Annotated in this window: 17 protein-coding genes; 9 read left to right on the top strand and 8 right to left on the bottom strand. The window is 71.0% G+C overall.

Annotated elements, in window-relative coordinates; all coding sequences use genetic code 11:
• Positions 1 to 84: 84 nt before the first annotated feature.
• Positions 85 to 1,209, bottom strand: coding sequence for a Vms1/Ankzf1 family peptidyl-tRNA hydrolase (locus tag AB0C02_RS16725; RefSeq protein WP_357548992.1), 1,125 nt, complete (start codon positions 1,207 to 1,209; stop codon positions 85 to 87).
• 142 nt (positions 1,210 to 1,351) lie between these two features.
• Between AB0C02_RS16725 and AB0C02_RS16720 the strand changes: the two genes are divergently transcribed.
• From AB0C02_RS16720 to AB0C02_RS16710, 3 genes are all read left to right on the top strand, one after another.
• Positions 1,352 to 1,885: a hypothetical protein gene (locus tag AB0C02_RS16720; protein ID WP_357549073.1), complete on the top strand. Its 534-nt coding sequence runs from the start codon at positions 1,352 to 1,354 to the stop codon at positions 1,883 to 1,885.
• Positions 1,886 to 2,011: 126 nt separating this feature from the next.
• Positions 2,012 to 3,490, top strand: a complete 1,479-nt coding sequence (locus tag AB0C02_RS16715; RefSeq protein WP_357548988.1) for a glutamate--cysteine ligase — start codon at positions 2,012 to 2,014, stop codon at positions 3,488 to 3,490.
• 63 nt (positions 3,491 to 3,553) lie between these two features.
• Positions 3,554 to 4,405, top strand: a complete 852-nt coding sequence (locus tag AB0C02_RS16710; RefSeq protein WP_357548986.1) for a hypothetical protein — start codon at positions 3,554 to 3,556, stop codon at positions 4,403 to 4,405.
• 4 nt (positions 4,406 to 4,409) lie between these two features.
• Here the strand turns inward: AB0C02_RS16710 and AB0C02_RS16705 are convergent, their stop codons facing one another.
• Genes AB0C02_RS16705 through AB0C02_RS16695 form a run of 3 tightly spaced genes read right to left on the bottom strand, consistent with a single transcriptional unit; the run spans position 4,410 to position 7,005 of the window.
• A complete protein-coding gene (locus tag AB0C02_RS16705; RefSeq protein WP_357548985.1) occupies positions 4,410 to 6,422 on the bottom strand; it encodes a hypothetical protein in 2,013 nt (670 codons plus the stop codon).
• Positions 6,419 to 6,676, bottom strand: a complete 258-nt coding sequence (locus AB0C02_RS16700) for a hypothetical protein (RefSeq protein ID WP_357548982.1) — start codon at positions 6,674 to 6,676, stop codon at positions 6,419 to 6,421. The genes AB0C02_RS16705 and AB0C02_RS16700 overlap by 4 nt, the downstream gene beginning before the upstream one ends.
• Positions 6,673 to 7,005, bottom strand: coding sequence for a DivIVA domain-containing protein (locus AB0C02_RS16695; protein ID WP_357548980.1), 333 nt, complete (start codon positions 7,003 to 7,005; stop codon positions 6,673 to 6,675). The genes AB0C02_RS16700 and AB0C02_RS16695 overlap by 4 nt, the downstream gene beginning before the upstream one ends.
• Before the next feature lie 363 nt (positions 7,006 to 7,368).
• Here AB0C02_RS16695 and AB0C02_RS16690 point away from each other — a divergent pair, with 363 nt between their 5' ends.
• From AB0C02_RS16690 to AB0C02_RS16680, 3 genes are all read left to right on the top strand, one after another.
• Positions 7,369 to 8,247, top strand: coding sequence for a helix-turn-helix transcriptional regulator (locus tag AB0C02_RS16690; protein ID WP_357549072.1), 879 nt, complete (start codon positions 7,369 to 7,371; stop codon positions 8,245 to 8,247).
• Positions 8,240 to 8,449, top strand: a complete 210-nt coding sequence (locus tag AB0C02_RS16685) for a DUF397 domain-containing protein (RefSeq protein WP_357548977.1) — start codon at positions 8,240 to 8,242, stop codon at positions 8,447 to 8,449. The genes AB0C02_RS16690 and AB0C02_RS16685 overlap by 8 nt, the downstream gene beginning before the upstream one ends.
• Before the next feature lie 543 nt (positions 8,450 to 8,992).
• Positions 8,993 to 9,520 carry a hypothetical protein gene (locus AB0C02_RS16680; RefSeq protein WP_357548975.1) on the top strand — a complete coding sequence of 176 codons (528 nt, stop codon included), beginning with the start codon at positions 8,993 to 8,995 and terminating at the stop codon, positions 9,518 to 9,520.
• Positions 9,521 to 9,957: 437 nt separating this feature from the next.
• Here AB0C02_RS16680 and AB0C02_RS16675 read toward each other — a convergent pair whose 3' ends face one another.
• The gene (locus tag AB0C02_RS16675) at positions 9,958 to 10,368 is read right to left on the bottom strand and encodes a hypothetical protein (protein ID WP_357548973.1); all 411 of its coding nucleotides are present in this window, start codon (positions 10,366 to 10,368) and stop codon (positions 9,958 to 9,960) included.
• Complete coding sequence (locus AB0C02_RS16670) at positions 10,365 to 10,646, bottom strand: hypothetical protein (RefSeq protein WP_357548971.1); 282 nt, start codon at positions 10,644 to 10,646, stop codon at positions 10,365 to 10,367. The genes AB0C02_RS16675 and AB0C02_RS16670 overlap by 4 nt, the downstream gene beginning before the upstream one ends.
• A 170-nt stretch (positions 10,647 to 10,816) precedes the next feature.
• On the opposite strand from AB0C02_RS16670, the gene AB0C02_RS16665 reads away from it, so the two are divergent.
• A complete protein-coding gene (locus AB0C02_RS16665) occupies positions 10,817 to 11,524 on the top strand; it encodes a hypothetical protein (protein WP_357548969.1) in 708 nt (235 codons plus the stop codon).
• Between the two features lie 90 nt (positions 11,525 to 11,614).
• Here the strand turns inward: AB0C02_RS16665 and AB0C02_RS16660 are convergent, their stop codons facing one another.
• Positions 11,615 to 12,268, bottom strand: a complete 654-nt coding sequence (locus tag AB0C02_RS16660; RefSeq protein WP_357548967.1) for a hypothetical protein — start codon at positions 12,266 to 12,268, stop codon at positions 11,615 to 11,617.
• A 96-nt stretch (positions 12,269 to 12,364) separates the two neighbouring features.
• Positions 12,365 to 13,750, bottom strand: a complete 1,386-nt coding sequence (locus AB0C02_RS16655; RefSeq protein ID WP_357548965.1) for a DUF3459 domain-containing protein — start codon at positions 13,748 to 13,750, stop codon at positions 12,365 to 12,367.
• Between the two features lie 329 nt (positions 13,751 to 14,079).
• Between AB0C02_RS16655 and AB0C02_RS16650 the strand changes: the two genes are divergently transcribed.
• Both AB0C02_RS16650 and AB0C02_RS16645 read left to right on the top strand, forming a co-directional pair.
• Entirely contained in the window at positions 14,080 to 15,477 is a 1,398-nt protein-coding gene (locus AB0C02_RS16650; protein WP_357548963.1) for a glycosyltransferase family 4 protein, read from the top strand.
• Positions 15,478 to 15,652: 175 nt separating this feature from the next.
• Positions 15,653 to 16,309, top strand: a complete 657-nt coding sequence (locus AB0C02_RS16645; protein ID WP_357548960.1) for a response regulator transcription factor — start codon at positions 15,653 to 15,655, stop codon at positions 16,307 to 16,309.
• Positions 16,310 to 16,381 lie beyond the last annotated feature (72 nt).

The raw sequence follows: 16,381 nt of genomic DNA, 5'->3' as shown, positions 1-16,381 counted from the left end.
CCCGATGGGGTCTAAACGGGGCATCACCCCACGGGCCGGGCTAATCCTCGGGTGTCCGGCGTCGACGCCGAGACCGCGCAACGGTCAGCCATTGCCCCGTCCGGGCGTGCTCGCGTCGACGTATCGGAGCACCGCGCCGACCCCGTCGGTGAGTTCCGGTGCCTCCTCGGGCGCGAGCACGGTGAGTTCCGCGTCGGTGCCGACCAGCGCGCGCAGCAGCGCGGCGTCGGCGCGGACCCGTTGCGGGTCGGCCACCGACATCGCCTCCAACTGCCGCGGGTCGGTGGCGATCTCGGTCGGCTCGGGGCCGATCCAGAGTTCGCCGTCGGCGGAGGGGTCGTCCACGATCAGCATCGTGTCCACCTGGTTGCGTTGCAGGGCGGCGACCACCGCGTCCAGGCCCGCCCCGACGTCCTCCTGCATGCCGAACCGGTCCAGCGCGGTGGTTATCCGCTTGTCGGCGACCTCGGCGATGGTCTGCACCGTGAGGTCGTCCATGGCGGCCGGGTCCGCGCCGCCGGTCCGCGCGCCGGCGTCGGTACGCACCAGCACGTCCTGCCAGCGCTCCGGCAACTGGGCGGCGATCATGCCGGTGGCCCGGATGTCCCCGGCCACCACCACCACGTCCGCGCCGACCCGGTCGGCCAGCTCGGCGGTGGCTGCGGCGGCGTCGCCCGCGTTGTGGTGCCAGGCCTCCATCGCGGCGCGCTGGTAGCGGGACTGCGACCAGCCGCCCGGCTTCACCCGGCGCAACTGGTAGCTTTCCCGCCCCTTGACGTGCGCCCGCCGGGGCACCCCGCCGGCGCTGACCGCGATGGCGTCCGCCCCCGTCCGGTCGGCCAGCACCCGGACCCAGGCGACCTGTTCGCCCCGCTGGGCGACCAGTGGCATGGTGTGCGGCGCCAGGGACCAGGTGGCCAGGTCCCGCAGTGGCGGCGCGGACAGGTACTCGGTGAGCACCACCCGGCCCCGGGTGGCGAACACGGCCAGGCCGTAGTCGCCGGGCATCGGGTTGTGCCGGCGGACGACGTCCTCGACCGCGTCGATGGTCACCGGGTCCGCGCCCTGTTCCAGCAGGTGCCCCTTCAGGGACCGCCAGCGGAGGTCGACCGCGGGACGGGAGTCGTGGGTGTCCCGGGAGGCGTCCAGGTACACCGAGCACCACGGACCGGGACGGTTGTAGAGCGGACGCAGGAAGGACAGCTGCATGCTCGACCCCTTTCCAGCTCGGCCGCACGCATACCCGCGCCATCGGGGATGTCACCTGAGCCGCCCGCCGCGTGACCGAGTTTCATTCACGTCGCTCAATCAGCAAGACCCGCTACGATCAGTGAACCAAACCGGACTCTGGGTGGCGATCATGGACACTGACCTTCAAATCCGACGCGTCGTCCACCCGACCGGACGGATCGTCACCGGCCGGCTGGTTCGGTTCATGGCGTCCTACCCGCGCGAGGTTCGGGTAGGACGGCCGGTGCTGGTCGCGGTGCTGGCCGCCGCCGGCGTGATACGGCTGGTGCGGGCGCTGCGCAGCAACAGCGGGGGCAGCCGGCGCAGCTTCAAGGACATGAAGAAGGGCCCGGAGTTCCTGGTCACCCCGGTCCGCGTGCGCGACGCCGCGGGCCGGCTGCTGGAGGTGGAACTGCACGGCCACCTGCCGCAGAGCGCGCTGCACCCCGGCGACCACGTGCAAATCACCCTGCGCCCCCAACGCGACGCCGACCTGCCGCCGCGGATCGAGCGGATCATCAACCTGACCACCCGCCAGTTGCTGACCCCGCGTACCGCGACGATGTGGTCGCACCTGGGCCCGCCGCTGCTGCTCGACGCGGCGCTCGGCGTGCTGCTGGTGCTCGGCATCGCCGCCTGCTCGGCGCTCACCTGACGTTCGCGCCGCACCCGCGAGGGATCGCGCCGCCCACGATTGGGTAGGTAGAAGTCTCTTCGGGTCTTCCCCACTCCGCCGTCCCGTGCGAGGTTAGGGGAAGCCAACGGTGACAGGGTGGTGACCATGGGCGAAGACGTCAGCGTGCGCACCTTCAGCCGCGAGGACCGGGCCCGATACCGGGAGAAGGTCCGGCGCTGCCTCGACGTCTTCGCCGAGATGCTGCGCGAGTCCCGCTTCGACGTGGGGCGGCCGATGACCGGGCTGGAGATCGAGCTCAATCTGGTCGACCACGACTACCAGCCGGCGATGCGCAACGCCGATGTGCTGACGGCGGTCGCCGATCCCAGCTTCCAGACCGAGCTGGGCCAGTTCAACGTGGAGATCAACGTGCCGCCGCGCCGCCTCACCGGCGACGGGACCGCACAGTTCGAGGAACACGTACGGGCCAGCCTCAACGCCGCCGAGGAGAAGGCACGCACGATCGACGCGCACCTGGTGATGATCGGCATCCTGCCGACCCTGCGCCCGGAACACCTGACCGCCGCCACCCTCTCGGCGAACCACCGCTACGGGCTGCTCAACGAGCAGATCTTCGCGGCGCGCGGCGAAGATCTGCAGATCTCGATCAGCGGGGTGGAGCGGCTGGCCGTCACCGCGGACACCATCACCCCCGAGGCCGCCTGCACCAGCACCCAGTTCCACCTGCAGGTCAGCCCGGCCCAGTTCGCCGACCACTGGAACGCCGCCCAGGCCGTCGCCGGCGTCCAGGTGGCGCTCGGCGCGAACTCGCCGCTCTTCTTCGGCCGGGAGCTGTGGCGGGAGACCCGGGTGCCGCTGTTCCAGCAGGCCACCGACACCCGCTCCGACGAGATCAAGGCCCAGGGCGTACGCCCCCGGGTCTGGTTCGGGGAACGCTGGATCACCAGCGTCTTCGACCTGTTCGAGGAGAACGTCCGCTACTTCCCCGCGCTCCTGCCGGTCTGCGACCCGGAGGATCCGGCCGCGGCCCTGGCCAGCGGCGGCGTACCCAAGCTCGCCGAGCTGCGCCTGCACAACGGCACCGTCTACCGCTGGAACCGTCCGGTGTACGACGTGTTGAAGGGCCGACCGCACCTGCGGGTGGAGAACCGGGTGCTGCCCGCCGGCCCGACCGTGCTGGACACCGTCGCCAACGGGGCCTTCTACTTCGGGCTGGTCCGCGCGCTGGCCGAGTCGGACCGGCCACTGTGGTCGCAGATGTCGTTCAGCGCCGCCGAGGAGAACTTCGCCACCTGCGCCCGGTACGGCATCGACGCCCAGGTGTTCTGGCCCGGGCTGGGCTACCTGGCGGTCACCGAGCTGGTGCTGCGCCGGCTCCTGCCGCTGGCCCACGACGGACTGGACCGGTTGGGCCTCGACCCGGGCGAACGGGACCGGCTGCTCGGCATCATCGAGCAGCGCTGCCTCACCGGCCGTAACGGCGCCACCTGGCAGGTGGAGACGCTGCACCGGCTGGAGTCCGCCGACCACCTGGACCGGCCGGCGGCGCTGCGCGAGGTGGTCCGCCACTACGTGGACCTGATGCACAGCAACCGCCCCGTCCACGAGTGGCCGATCCCCTGACGGGCTCAGCCGGGCCGGTATCGTGCTCGTTCAACGACGGACGGGCGCAATGGGCGGAACGGCGTGAGTGAATATCAGTACTACGAGTTCCTGGCGGTCGACCGGCCGCTGACCACCGACCAGATCGACGAGCTGCGGAAGCTGTCGAGCCGTGCCCGCATCACCTCGACGGGCTTCGTCAACACCTATCACTGGGGCGATTTCCGGGGCGACCCGGAGCGGCTGGTGGCAGACTATTTCGACGCATTTCTCTACCTGGCCAACTGGGGCACCCGGCAACTCATGTTCCGACTCCCCCACGGATCGCTGGACCTGGACACCGCTCAGCGTTACTGCGACACCGAATCGGCAGCCGCGTGGGCCGTCGGTGACCAGGTCGTCATCGACCTCACCGACGAGGACGAGGAGAGCGAGTGGACGGACGACGACGGGGAGGGCCGGCTCGCCTCGATCATCCCGGCCCGCGCCGACCTGGCCGGCGGTGACCTGCGGCTGCTCTATCTGGCCTGGCTGCTCGCGGTGGGGCGGCACGAGGTCGGCGACGACGTTCCGGAGCCCCCGGTTCCGGCGGGTCTGGGCACGCTGACCGCACCGCTGCGGAGCCTGGTGGAGTTCCTGCGGATCGACACCGACCTGCTCGCCGTCGCCGCCGAGGCGAGCCCGTTGCTGTCCCACTCCGAGCCGCCGACGGCTGAGCTGCGCCACTGGCTGCGCAGCCTGCCGGCCGACGAGAAGGACGAACTGCTGCTGTCCGTGCTGCGGGACGGGGACGTACCCGTGCGAGCCGAGCTGCGGCGGCGGTTCCGGGCCGCGCAGCCCGACCACGACGCGGCGGATGCCGCGCCCGGCGGCCGTACGGCGGGGCAGCTCAGGAAGGCCGCCGAGGCGCGGTGGGCCGAACGCCAGCAGCACTGACGCCTCACAGCCGCAGCGCGGCGACGGCCTGGACGAGCGTGGCGGCACAAGCGAGTGGCTGGACGGTGTCGTGCTCGGCCAGCCAGAGCCGGCAGCCCGCCCGGTCGAACGACGCCACCACCGGCGTGCCGGCATAGTGCTGGCCGACGTGGCGCAGCAGCGGGGTCGGGTCCGGCACCGGCGGTGACGGTGCCGCCTGTGGGGCGGGCACCGGCCGGTCCGGCTCCCGAGGCACCGCGGCGAGCAGGGCGTTGTCGAGATGCTCGACGCAGCGGGCAACGGCCAGCTCGACGCTCTCGCACAGCGGCAGTTCCGCCCCGACCTCGGCATCTCGGGCCACGAGCCGCACCTGCCACCGCTCCCCCTGGATCTTCACCGGGTCGCCCGCGTCGAGCCGATGGTCGCAGTAGGCCAGGACGGCGGCCAGGTCGAGGGCGTGGGCGAGCCGGAGCAGGTCGGTCAATGGCGGCGCGTCCGGCGCGGCGGCCAGCACGAACAGCCGCGCCCCGGGCAGCCCGGCACCGACCCGCTCGACGTGGCAGCGCGCCGGGTCGGCGCCCTCGATCACAGTCACGATGCCGTCGAGCAGGTCCTCAACGACCGGCCAGTCCTCGTCACTGCGGGTGAGGTCGGCCGGGCGTACCCCGAAGGCGGCGGCGTGGCGGGCCAGCCGCCAGCGCTCGCCCAGCTGGTGCACCGGCGTGCCGTTGGGCTGGTACCCGACCACCGGCGCGACCTCACCGTCCACCGGTCGCCACGTCTCGTGGACCGCCCGCCGCAGGTCGGTCACGGTCACGGAGAGCGCCGACGGGATCCGACCCCGGTCCCCGCAGGCCGAGCAGCACAGCCACGAGGGGGCCAGGCCCGCGCCGCCGCAGTGCACGCATTCCGGGTCCGGGCCGGTCACGCCGAGCCGGCAGGAGCAGCGCCGCAGCCGGGTGCCGGGCCGGCAGTCGGGGCAGGGACGCTCGGCGATCGGCTCGCCCCACCAGGCGGGGTCGGCCGGCTCCTCGGCCCGCCGCAGCACCGCTCGCAGGTGACGGCTGATCTGCCCGGTGTCCCGTTCGTGCAGCACCTCGGCGCTGCCGTCGGAACGTAGCCCGGTGTGCCACCAGCGCCCGTCGCGCCAGATCGCCTGGGCCCCGGGCGCGTCGCCCGCGAGGTCCGCGCAAATCCGCCGCCCGAGCCGCGCTAGGTCCATTTCCTCGGGTACGGCGGCAGCCGGAACCGGTCGCACCGCGTACGCGGGCGCGTCCCGCCCCCGCTCGTCGAGCCCGCGCATCGCCTCGCCGAAACTCGTGGCGGCCACGGCCGAGGGCAGGTCCCAGGCCTGGCGGCCCGGTTCGGCCGGCACGCCCCCGCCGGGCATCTCGTAGCGGATCGCCCAGGTCAGGTCGCCGTGCCAGCGGCGGGCCTCCACCATCAGGTCAAGATGGAGCAGGTCGGCCAGGGCGCAGAGCCGGGACAGCTCGCGAGCGGGATCGGGCGCCGGCGTTGGCTCGGTACCGCGGCCGACGAAGACCCGCCACGGGTCGAAGTCCTGCTCGGCGAGGGCCGCCGCCTCCAGCGCCCGCCGCCGCTCGGCGGGCAACTCCGGCCGCCACTGCCGAGGAAACCAGGCCAGCGTGTCGTCCGGGCCGCGCCGCCCCCAGCGCGGGCGCAGCCCCCGCACCCCGACGGCGGCGCTCAGCTCGGCGACGATCTCCCGGGCCCGCCACCCGCCGTCCGGGTCGAACCGTGGTTCGAGGCGGCCCGGCACCAGCCGCTTCGACGCCGCCGCCCCGGTGTCCAGGTTGACCACGGTCACCACCACCTGAGCCCGCCGCCGCCCGCCACGCCCGCACCGATGGCAGGGCTCGGCCACACTTCCGTCGCCGCCGCAGACCCGACAGCCCGCGTACGCCTCGTCAGCCAGCGTGCCCGGCTCCACGATGAGCCGATCACCGCCCTCAGTGCAGAAGCACCGCCGCACCCGGAAGCCCAGCCCATCGCACTCCCCACAGTCGACGACGGTCATCGCCGGCCGCCCAACCGGCGCGAACACGCGCCGTCGTGGTCGGTCCGCAGCAGGCACCGCCGGCCGCCCGGCAGCCGCAGATCGCAGAAGACCCGATGGCGTACGCCCTGCTCGTCCTCGGGCGAGACGGTGGTCTCCCCCGGATCGGTCTGCGGCAGCACCTGCGTCCAGCGGGCCACCACCCGGGCCAGCCGCTGCGCCGCGAGCAGGTCCGGAGCGGTCACCGGCAGGTGCACCACCCAGCGCCCGGTCACCGCACACCCCCGCGCTCGGCCCGCTGCTGCGCCGCGAGACGCGCCTCGGACTGCTCCGACTGCCAGCTGCGCAACGCGTCCCTGATCCGTTCGTGCTCCCGCCGGCTGCGGGCCAGCGCGTCGTAGACGGCCGCCAGGTCGCCGGCGACCCGGTCGAGAAACTCCGTCACCTCGTCCGGGTCGAGGCCGCGCCGGCCGAAGCGGGCGGGACGAAACCGGCGTTCCCGCACCTGCCAGGGGCGCAAGGGGTGGTAGGTAGCCGACCGGTAGCAGGTAGAGCCACCGACCGTCCACGGCCGCTGGTTGCGCCGCCGGAAGAAGACACGCATGGATTACCCGCCTCTCGTACGTGGGATGCCGCCTGGATGGGTGGGCCCGTCGACCCGCCGCGCATCGACGGACCCACCCCGCACCTGCCGCCGCAGCCTTCGATCAGCAGTACGACAGCAGGGCAGCTCACGGCCCCTGACCTGGGCATATCCACAGTGGCCGCAACGGCAGTAGAGCACCGATCAACCGCAAATGCAATGTCGCAATGGCGGCCTTGCTTTACCTATTGATCTCCAGCTGCATACCTCCCGTGATTTGTCTATTGCTTCTGATGCATCCGGTCGCTTTAATTGGACGAAGCCATGTCGACGCATGAACTCCACGGGAGGCACCGGGTGTCACACGCTGTGACCGGCTCGACCATGCTCCGACGCCAAATCGGCCGTAAGTTCGAAGCCCTCCGCAAGGCCGCCGGGCTGACCATGGACCAAGCGGCGGACGAACTCGACCGGGCGCGGGCCACAATGCACCGGATCGAGAACGGCGCCGAGCACGTGCGCTTCCGCCAGGCGGACGTGAAGGAGATGTTGAAGCTCTACGGCGCCTCGGCGGAGGACAGCGAACTGCTGCTGGCGATGACCGCCGCCACTCGAGAGAACAAGAACTGGTGGCACGACTACATCGGCTCCGGCCTGCCACGCTGGTTCCAGCTCTACGTCGGACTCGAAGCCTCCGCCTCCACCATCCGGCAGTATCAGGCGGAGTTGGTCCCCGGCCTGTTTCAGACCCGCGCCTACGCCGAGCAGCTCTTCCTGATGCCTAGCGGGGCGATCGACGCAGACGATCGCGATGGACAAGAACGATCCATCCAACTCCGTGTGGATCGGCAGGCACTTCTCACCCGCTTCTCCGCGCCGCAACTCAGCGTGATAATCAACGAGGCTGTGTTACGGCGCCCGGTCGGCAGCGCCACCATCATGGCCGAACTGCTTCACCAGATCTTGAAGGCCGCGGCGCTACCGAACGTAACCGTCCAGGTGCTGCCTTTTTCTGCCGGGCTACACGCTGGGGCGATGGCCGGAGCCTTCTCGATCCTGGAGTTCCCGACGGACAACAACGGCAAGGAGGTGGAGCCACCGGTGGCGTACCTGGAGGCGGCGACCGGCGCCATCTACCTCGACAAACCCCATGAGACGGCCGCCTACAACACCATCTGGGCCGACATGGCTGGCCGCGCCCTCAACGAATCTCAATCCAAGAGCCTGATTCACAAAGTTGCAGAGGAGTACTGCCGTGCCTGACCTGACCGGTGCCGTCTGGCGCAAGTCCACCCGCAGCAACAACGGCGGCGAGTGCGTTGAAATCGCCGACAACCTGCCCGGCATCGTCGGCCTGCGAGACAGCAAGGACCCGGCGGGCCCGGCACTCGCCTTCGGCCCGAACGCGTGGTCGCTGTTCGTCGTCGGCGTCAAGCAGGAGGGGTTCCGCCGCCTGTCGAGCTGATGACGCAAACGATTCAGGCGCTGAAGTTCTCTCGGTTCGCGAGGGGCGCTGTCCGCCAGTCGGGCAGCGCCCGCCTTCGCCACCGGGTTTGGGTCCGCGTGTTGTTGCTGGAGCGACAAGCAACGCACCCAAACAACTCGACGTGGGATCCAGCAACTCGCAAAGGAAACTCCCGTGCCACGCACGGTCGAACGCACCCGTTCGCTCGGGCCGTTAACTGAGCATCGCGGCGATCCTGGCAGCGGGCGGCACGATCACCGGCGTCCTGGCGATGCCGACGGTGGACGCCTTCTTCCACCAAGTGTTCCTCCGCTGACAGCCACATGTGGTTGACAACCGCATCGTGGAGGCCGTACAGCAGGCATTGAGCGGCCGCCCACAGACAACCTGCCAATACTCTGGCCTTGGGGACCAAGACCTCGGGCAGTAAACCGTTCTCGCTGTCGGCTGCCACTACAACCCTCTGCCGGCAATCAAGCAGGCGCTCACCCTTCGAGCAAGCAGCCGTCACAGCGAGTCAGGTTGAAAGTCATGCGATCTTCGATGACACTCCCCCTGACCGTCCCGCCGGACACCGGCGAGCCTGACCGCGCAAGGGATCCCATGCAGCCGTTGCACCCGGAGCCGACCACACGGCGCCCGCTCTGGACGTGGGCCGGCGCCGCTGCAGGCCTCGGACTCGCCCTCACCATGTTCCTCAACAACAGCGGACCGCGCACCCGCGCCGCGGCCAGCCGGCCAACCACCGGCACCTTCGTGGTATCCGGCACGGTGGTGCTCGACGACGGCGCATCCTTCACCAGGGACGATCACAGCGGCTGCACCGGCACCGGCACCCACGCCGACGTCATCGACGGCGCCCCGGTGCTCATCATGAGCACAGGCGGGTTGGCCGCCGGGAGGCTGACCAAGCCGCAGGCGCTCACCGACGGCACCTGCCAATTCTCGTTCTCCGTCCCTGGGGTGCCGACCGGACAGGACGCCTACCTGGTCATGATCGCCGAACGGGACCCCCGCCAATATGCCGAACAGGAGCTGACCGTCACGCTGGTGAGCCTGCGCGTCGACTGAAACCCGTCAGAGGTTCACCGTTCCCAGGTCGATAGCCAGTTTCCGGAACCGTTCCCGCGGATCGGGGCCAGAAGTCCGCGGCGGCGCTGCCTTCTCCGGGCTGTCGGGTGGTCCCGCCGCGTGACATTGCGGTCGCAGCATTGTGCTCACCCGGACGGTGTTGCGAAGCTCGCCAACGACGCTCGCGCCGCAGGCACCATGGAAGCCGAGATCACCGAGGCGGTCGAGGTCGGATACCTGTACGGCGGCACCGCAGCGCTCATGATGGGCGTCGATGCATTCACGAGCTGACGAGTTCACCGGCCGCAGACCGGGTCGGCGAGCTGGGCCACCGACAGCGGCGCCGGCTGCCCGCCCCACAGCATCCACGGTCTCCAGCCAGGTTTGTGGGTCATCACCCTCGCCAGTCAGCGTCGCCACCTGGATCACCGTCGACGTCAGTCCCAGGTTTCACTGATGTCAAGGATCTCCAAGCCGGGCGGGGCCGCCGCTTCGACCGCCTTCAGGTCTTGAGTAACCAGGTAGCAGCGGTAGAGGACCGCGGTGGCGATTGCGTGAGCGACATCCAATGACACGCTGAACGTCGCCGCGATCCGGGCCACCCGCCGACTCGTCGCCGCGTCGTAGACCGCAACCTGGATGTCGCGATCTGCGGTGAAGAGCAAATCAAGCATGGCGGCGGCGGACGTGCCAGCCAGTTCGAGTTGCGCCTGCCCGAGACACAGAGCCGGGATCCACACCTGCTGGTCGGGATCCTCCTCGGCCAAGGTCAGGATGGCACCGGGCTCGACACTGGTGCCCGATGCGTACGCGAGCAGGGCGGAGGTGTCGAGGACGAGACCGTTCATGCTGCGGCAGTCCCCTCGTCGTCGAACCGGCTCAGCCACTCGAGGTTCTGGGCGTGCTGCTCGTCGCTGATCGGCGGCTGGGCGGCGAGACGGCCGCGCGTCCGCTCCACGTCCTCGTCGGTGACGACGTAACCGAGCTGCGCCCACCTCGCCCGGAGACCATCGGCCCGCATCTTCCGACGAAGGATTCCAGCGATGAAACCGGACGTGTTGCCCTGGGTCCGCTCCACGTACGCGGCCACGTCGTCGGGCAGGCTGATCGTGATACGGCGAGTCATACTCCGAGGATACTCGCTGCATACTGTCCCGCTGTCGTGACGCGGATACAACCCGCAGTCACCTTGCGCACTGGGTCGGGCTGTCAGAGACCAAAGGGTCTGCTCTGGCCGCGCCCGGACACGCGGCCGGGATGTTTGACAGTGACCTTCCTCGACACCAGGATTGGCCGGTGATTTCCGACGAATTGGAGTCTCGGGCGCAGGCGCTCCGCGCGGCTGGCCGCACCCCGAAGCAGATCGCCCGAGAGCTGGGCGTCACCCGAGCCGGGGTCGGTCCTCTCGCCCGCGGCGTCGCCGTCGACCGGCCGGGCTACGCCACGCTTGGGGATCTGCCGCTCATCGGTTGCTGGATCAATCCGGGCTGGAGCACCGGCCTGATCATCGCGGACCGGCCCGTCGACTGGGTCGACGTTGATGATCCGCAGAGCGACTCCGAAGGCCTGACCGGCGTCGTGGTCGCGCGCCAGGATGGCAGGGGGGTCAGCCTGGCCGGTTTCCTCGTGGACACCTACTGCCTCGGGGCAAAGAACGCGGTGCCGCCGACCACGCTGGACCAGTACGACATGCCCTCCTTCGTCGCGGAGTTCTTCAACGCCTACTCGGATCCGCCGATGCGCGCTCCCATCGACCTGGCCCGGGACCTCGTCTTCGGTGCCGTCGACTTCGCCCAGCAGCTCGGCTTCGAACCGCACCAGGACTACTACTCGGCAGTCGGTCACCTCGGGGCGTGGCAGCCACCCAGCCGGATCACGTTCGGCCGGGACGGGCGACCGTTCTACATCCAGGGCCCACACGACAACGCCGGCCGGATCATGCGGACCCTTGACCGCTCGGTGGGTGCCGGCAACTACGAATTTGCCGTCGTCGCCGGCATCTGATCGGTGCCACCACGGCAAGTCGGGCGCGTCAGTACGACGGCCGAGCGAAGTCCGCCGAGGAGTCGGGGCGCGGCTGCCGTTGCGTTTTCTTCAGGCCTGACGCCGCATCCGATAGTGCAGCCGGACTGCGGGGATGTTCCAGAGCTTGAGGCTATGATCGGCCCGGACGTCACCGTCCTCGTCGACATACAGGTGGAAGTGTTCGTTCAGCGGGATACGGCGTGCGCTGAGCGTTTCGTCGTACCGCTCCAACATGAGATATGCGCCGTCAGAGCCGAACCCGCCGATCGGGGAGCGCAGGTGGAAGCTGCCGTCCAGGCCGGCGGAGGGCTTGAGGAAGACCTGTAACGAGCCCAGCGGCAGAGGAAACACGACGCGGACGCTGGGCTGCCCGCTGCCGGGAAGGGTCCTGACGCCGTACAGCCCGCTGTAGGTCACGTGGCCTGTCTTGCGCATGTTGCGGAGCCAGGCCGAGCCGACGACCTCGCCATGCGCGCCGTGGATGTGGACCACCTTGCTCGTCATGCCGAACGACGCGTCGAGCGGCCGCATCGACAAGCAGGCCTGCTGCAGCCGTTCGCTGAGCAAGGCCGTGACAAGCCGACCGAATGGCCAAGCGACGGCGGACCATTCCGACCACAGGTTCAGGTGCCACCGCGAGGCGCGCTCATAGAAGTCGGCAATCCGTGGGTCTACGTCGGCGGGATCGAGACCCTCGCCGCCGAGCGCGGCGAAGGAGGTCAACAGGATGGGTCAGCGACGGCAGCACCTCCTGGGGGGGGTGACCACGGGCAGTAGGTACACCGCAGCCACGGGGACGACCGGCAGCGCCCGCGACGGTCAGAGCGCGACGATCGCGGCCGACTCGGGCGGCAGTTCGATGCCGTCGCGCATCACGGTGACGCCGGCCGCGGTGGCCAGCAGGACGCTGCGGACCACGCCGGGCAGGTTGATCCGCTGCGGCTTGCCGGCGAGGTTCGCCGCCACCAGGCACTCGCCCCGGCGCAGCACCAGGAACTGGTTGCCGTGCCGCACGTCGATCCGGCTCAGCCGCGGGTCGGACAGGTCGGGTCGGCTCTTGCGCAGCGCGATCAGCCGCCGGTAGAAGTCGTACATCTCGCGGTGCTCGGGCTTGTCCAGCTCGGCCCAGTCCAACCGGGACGGGACGAAGCGGTCGGGCACCTCCCCCGCCGGCCAGCCGTGCGCGGCGCGCTGCCACGGCGTGCTGGCCGCCCACTCTTCTCCCATGAACAGCGTCGGGGTGAGCGGCGCGGTCATCAGCAGGGTGGCGCCGACGCGCAGCAGGCCGGTGGAGAGCGGCTGAGCGGCCCGGTCGCCGGTGAGCAGGGTGGGCAGGGCGGGCAGGGCGTGGTGGGCCGGGTCGTGCAGGTCGGGCTCGGTGGTCAGCGACAGCGGCCGGCCCAGGTGGGTGGAGAGCGACTCGACCGACACCGCCAGATCGTCGAGGAAGCGGGAGCCCGGCGTGGCGGGCAGGCCGTCCAGCCGCAGCCCGTCGACGTGGTAGTCGCGCAGCCACATGAGCACGCTGTCGATGATGTGGCGGCGTACCCCGTCGGCGTGCGACCCGTCGAGGGTGACCGGACCCTTGCCCTGCTCGGTGAGGTACGGCGCGAGCATCGGCGGGTGGGCCCCGGGCGTCCCGACGTGGTGGTAGGCGACGTCGAGGATCATCCCCAGCCCCTTGGCGTGCGCCGCGTCGACCAGTCGCTTGAGCCCGTCCGGCCCACCGTACGGCTGGTGCGGGGCGTTCCAGGAGACCTCGTCGTAGCCCCAGCTGTGCTCGCCGTCGAAGGCGTTGACCGGCAGCAGCTCGACCAGGTCGACGCCGAGGTCGACCAGGTGGTCGAGGTGTCCGATGGCCGCGTCGAAGGTGCCCTCCGGCGTGAAGGTGCCGACGTGCACCGCGTAGCGGATGCTGCCGGGCAGCCGGCGACCGGTCCAGCCCTGGTCGGTCCAGTGGAACGCCGCGTGGTCGTAACGGCGGCTCGGCCCGCGCACGCCCGCCGGCTGCCAGGGCGAACGCGGGTCGGGCCGCGCCCGCTCGTCATCGCCCAGCAGGAACGCGTAGTCGGTGCCCGGCCCGGCGCCGGGCACCGCGACCCGCCACCAGCCGCCCGGGCCGGGCCGCATCTCGTGGTCGGCGACGCCGGGCAGGCGCAGCCGGACCCGGGCGGCTTCGGGCGCCCACACCGTGAACTCGGACATGCGGCAGCCTCCACGGAGTCGGTGGGAGCCGGCAGGGCGACGGTACAGGTGTTCGGCAAATCAGGAAGGAGCAGCTCAGCCCCACTGTAGACCCGACCGGTGAACCTGTCCGAGGAGCAGAACCACCCACCCGAGGTTGGAAGGAACTTCAGGTGTCTTCCGTCACGATCGCCCGTTTCTAGCTGCGCGTTGGCGCGGAATGGCCTTTCCTGGATGTCGGACGCGTGCGCCCCGCCCGCGTCACCCCGGCCCTTCGGCCACCCTCACCACACCTGTCACGCCGCCAACGCCGCCGGCGCAACCCAGCATGCCTCAACACGGAGATTGATGTGACCATCCTGCGGGTCGGCGAGCAGCCCGCCACCGCGACGGACCCGACCCACCTGCCCACCCTCACCTCCCGCCCCGCCGTCCCCCGGCAGCCCGGCTCGCCGGCCCGGCCGCGACGCATCCTGATGCTCTCGTGGGAATACCCACCCGTGCTCGTCGGTGGCCTCGGCCGCCACGTGCACGCCCTCTCCGTCGCACTGGCCGCCGCCGGCCACGAGGTCACCGTCGTCACCCGGCACGCCGAGGGCGCCCCACTGGAGGAGTACGCCGACGGCGTCCGGATCATCCGCGCCGCCGAAGACCCGGTCCGCTTCCCACTCGCCACAGACTCCCTACTCGCCTGGACCATGGCGTTCAACCACACGCTCACCCGGGCCGCCCTACGCGCCGCCGACACCGGCGCGTACGACGTCATCCACGCCCACGACTGGCTCGTCGCGCACACCGCGATGACGCTGCGCGAGCATCTGGACCTGCCGCTGGTCAGCACCATCCACGCCACCGAGGCCGGCCGGCACCAGGGCTGGCTGCCCGAGGAGATGAACCGCACCATCCACGGTGTGGAGCACTGGCTGGCCGCCGAGTCCGGCCGGGTGATCGTCTGCTCCGGCTACATGCGCGACGAGGTGACCGCGCTGTTCGACGTGGCGGCCGGGCGGGTCGACGTGGTGCCCAACGGGGTCGAGCCGCACCGCTGGCGGGTGTCCGCGGCGGCGCTGGCGTCCGCCCGGGCCCGCTTCGCCGGCGACGGTCCGCTGGTCACCTTCGCCGGTCGGCTGGTCTACGAGAAGGGCGTGCAGGACCTGCTCGCCGGGTTGCCGGTGCTGCGCGAGCGGCACCCCGGGCTGCGCGCGGTGATCGTCGGCGACGGGCCGTACCGGGCGGCCCTGGAGGCCGAGGTGCACCGGCTCGACCTGACCGACACGGTGAGCATGCCCGGTTTCCTCGGCGGCACCGACCTGCCCGCGGTGATGGCCGCCGCGGACTGCTTCGCCGTGCCGAGCATCTACGAGCCGTTCGGCATGGTGGCCCTGGAGGGCGCCGCCGCCGGCGCGCCGCTGGCCGTGTCGCGGACCGGCGGGCTCGCCGAGATCGTCGAGCCGGGCGTCACCGGGATGACCTTCGCCCCGCAGGACCCGGACGGGCTGGCCGAGGCGGTGCACGCGCTGCTGTCGGACCGGGACCAGGCCCGCGCCCTCGCCCGGCGCGCCCTCGCCGTGGTCCACGAGCGGTACGCCTGGTCGGCGATCGCGTCCCGCACGGCCGCCACATACGCGGCCGCCATCGGCGGCGACGCCATGTTCACCGCGGCGCGGGCCGAGCAGCGGATGGTCTTCGGCCGGGCGCTTTCGCCGCTGCCGGAGGGCAACCTGCTCGCCGCCGCCGGCCTGCGCTGACGCGTACCCCACGCCGTGGGCGGTCCCGCCCGGATCGCCTGCGGTGACGGGGGGATCACCGGGACGGTCGAGCAAGTCATCGTGCGATCACGATCTTGCGTCCGGGCTGGTCACGGCCGTGCCCATCGGACAGACTCGCGTGGACCTGTCAACGACGACGGCCGAGGAGACGCGGGTGCGGGTGCTGATGGTGGAGGACGACCTGCGAGTCGCGTCCGCGCTCGGCGGCGCGCTGCGCCGCCGGGGTTACGCGGTCATCCCGGCCACGACCGTTGCGGAGGCGGCCACGGCGGGCCCGGTCGACCTCGTGCTGCTCGACCTCAACCTACCCGACCGGGACGGCCTGGAGTTGTGCCGGCAGATCCGCCGGGACAACGAGCACGTCGCCATCATCGCGGTGACCGCCCGGTCCGAGGAGCGGGACCGGGTGGCGGGGCTGCGGGCGGGCGCCGACGACTATGTGGTGAAGCCGTTCTCGATGGCGGAGTTGCAGGCCCGGATCGAGGCGGTGATGCGCCGGACGGCCCGGTCCGCGCGGATCGAGGAGACGCTGGAAGTCGGCGAACTGCGGATCGATCTCAGCGCCCGGCGCGTCTGGCTCGCCGACCGCGAGGTGAGCCTGACCCGTAAGGAGTTCGACCTGCTGATGGCGTTGGCCCGGCAGGCGGGCACCGTCGTGTCCCGCGAGCGGTTGCTGATGGACATCTGGCAGACCACCTGGAAGGCCGGGCACACCCTCGACGTTCACGTCGCGGCCCTGCGCGCCAAGCTCGCCGACGCCGGCCTGGTGGAGACCGTACGCGGAGTGGGCTACCGGCTACGGCCGAGCTGAACCCGGTGCCGGAATCTCAGATTGTCCTCAAGAAATCCCGCCCGGTCCACTGCGTACGACGTGGATCACGTG

It is taken from the genome of Micromonospora sp. NPDC048999 (genome assembly GCF_040649295.1).
In the GTDB taxonomy this organism is placed as follows: domain Bacteria; phylum Actinomycetota; class Actinomycetes; order Mycobacteriales; family Micromonosporaceae; genus Micromonospora.
The sequence above is the reverse complement of the archived record's forward strand: the minus strand, read 5'-3'. Positions and strand labels throughout refer to the sequence as shown.

What these genes read in the sequence shown, in the direction of transcription:
- AB0C02_RS16725 (WP_357548992.1), bottom strand. Translation starts at nt 1,209, where the DNA reads ATGCAGCTGTCCTTCCTGCGTCCGCTCTACAACCGTCCCGGTCCGTGG.
- AB0C02_RS16715 (WP_357548988.1), top strand. Translation starts at nt 2,012, where the DNA reads ATGGGCGAAGACGTCAGCGTGCGCACCTTCAGCCGCGAGGACCGGGCC.
- AB0C02_RS16705 (WP_357548985.1), bottom strand. Translation starts at nt 6,422, where the DNA reads ATGACCGTCGTCGACTGTGGGGAGTGCGATGGGCTGGGCTTCCGGGTG.
- AB0C02_RS16695 (WP_357548980.1), bottom strand. Translation starts at nt 7,005, where the DNA reads ATGCGTGTCTTCTTCCGGCGGCGCAACCAGCGGCCGTGGACGGTCGGT.
- AB0C02_RS16690 (WP_357549072.1), top strand. Translation starts at nt 7,369, where the DNA reads ATGCTCCGACGCCAAATCGGCCGTAAGTTCGAAGCCCTCCGCAAGGCC.
- AB0C02_RS16680 (WP_357548975.1), top strand. Translation starts at nt 8,993, where the DNA reads ATGACACTCCCCCTGACCGTCCCGCCGGACACCGGCGAGCCTGACCGC.
- AB0C02_RS16675 (WP_357548973.1), bottom strand. Translation starts at nt 10,368, where the DNA reads ATGAACGGTCTCGTCCTCGACACCTCCGCCCTGCTCGCGTACGCATCG.
- AB0C02_RS16670 (WP_357548971.1), bottom strand. Translation starts at nt 10,646, where the DNA reads ATGACTCGCCGTATCACGATCAGCCTGCCCGACGACGTGGCCGCGTAC.
- AB0C02_RS16655 (WP_357548965.1), bottom strand. Translation starts at nt 13,750, where the DNA reads ATGTCCGAGTTCACGGTGTGGGCGCCCGAAGCCGCCCGGGTCCGGCTG.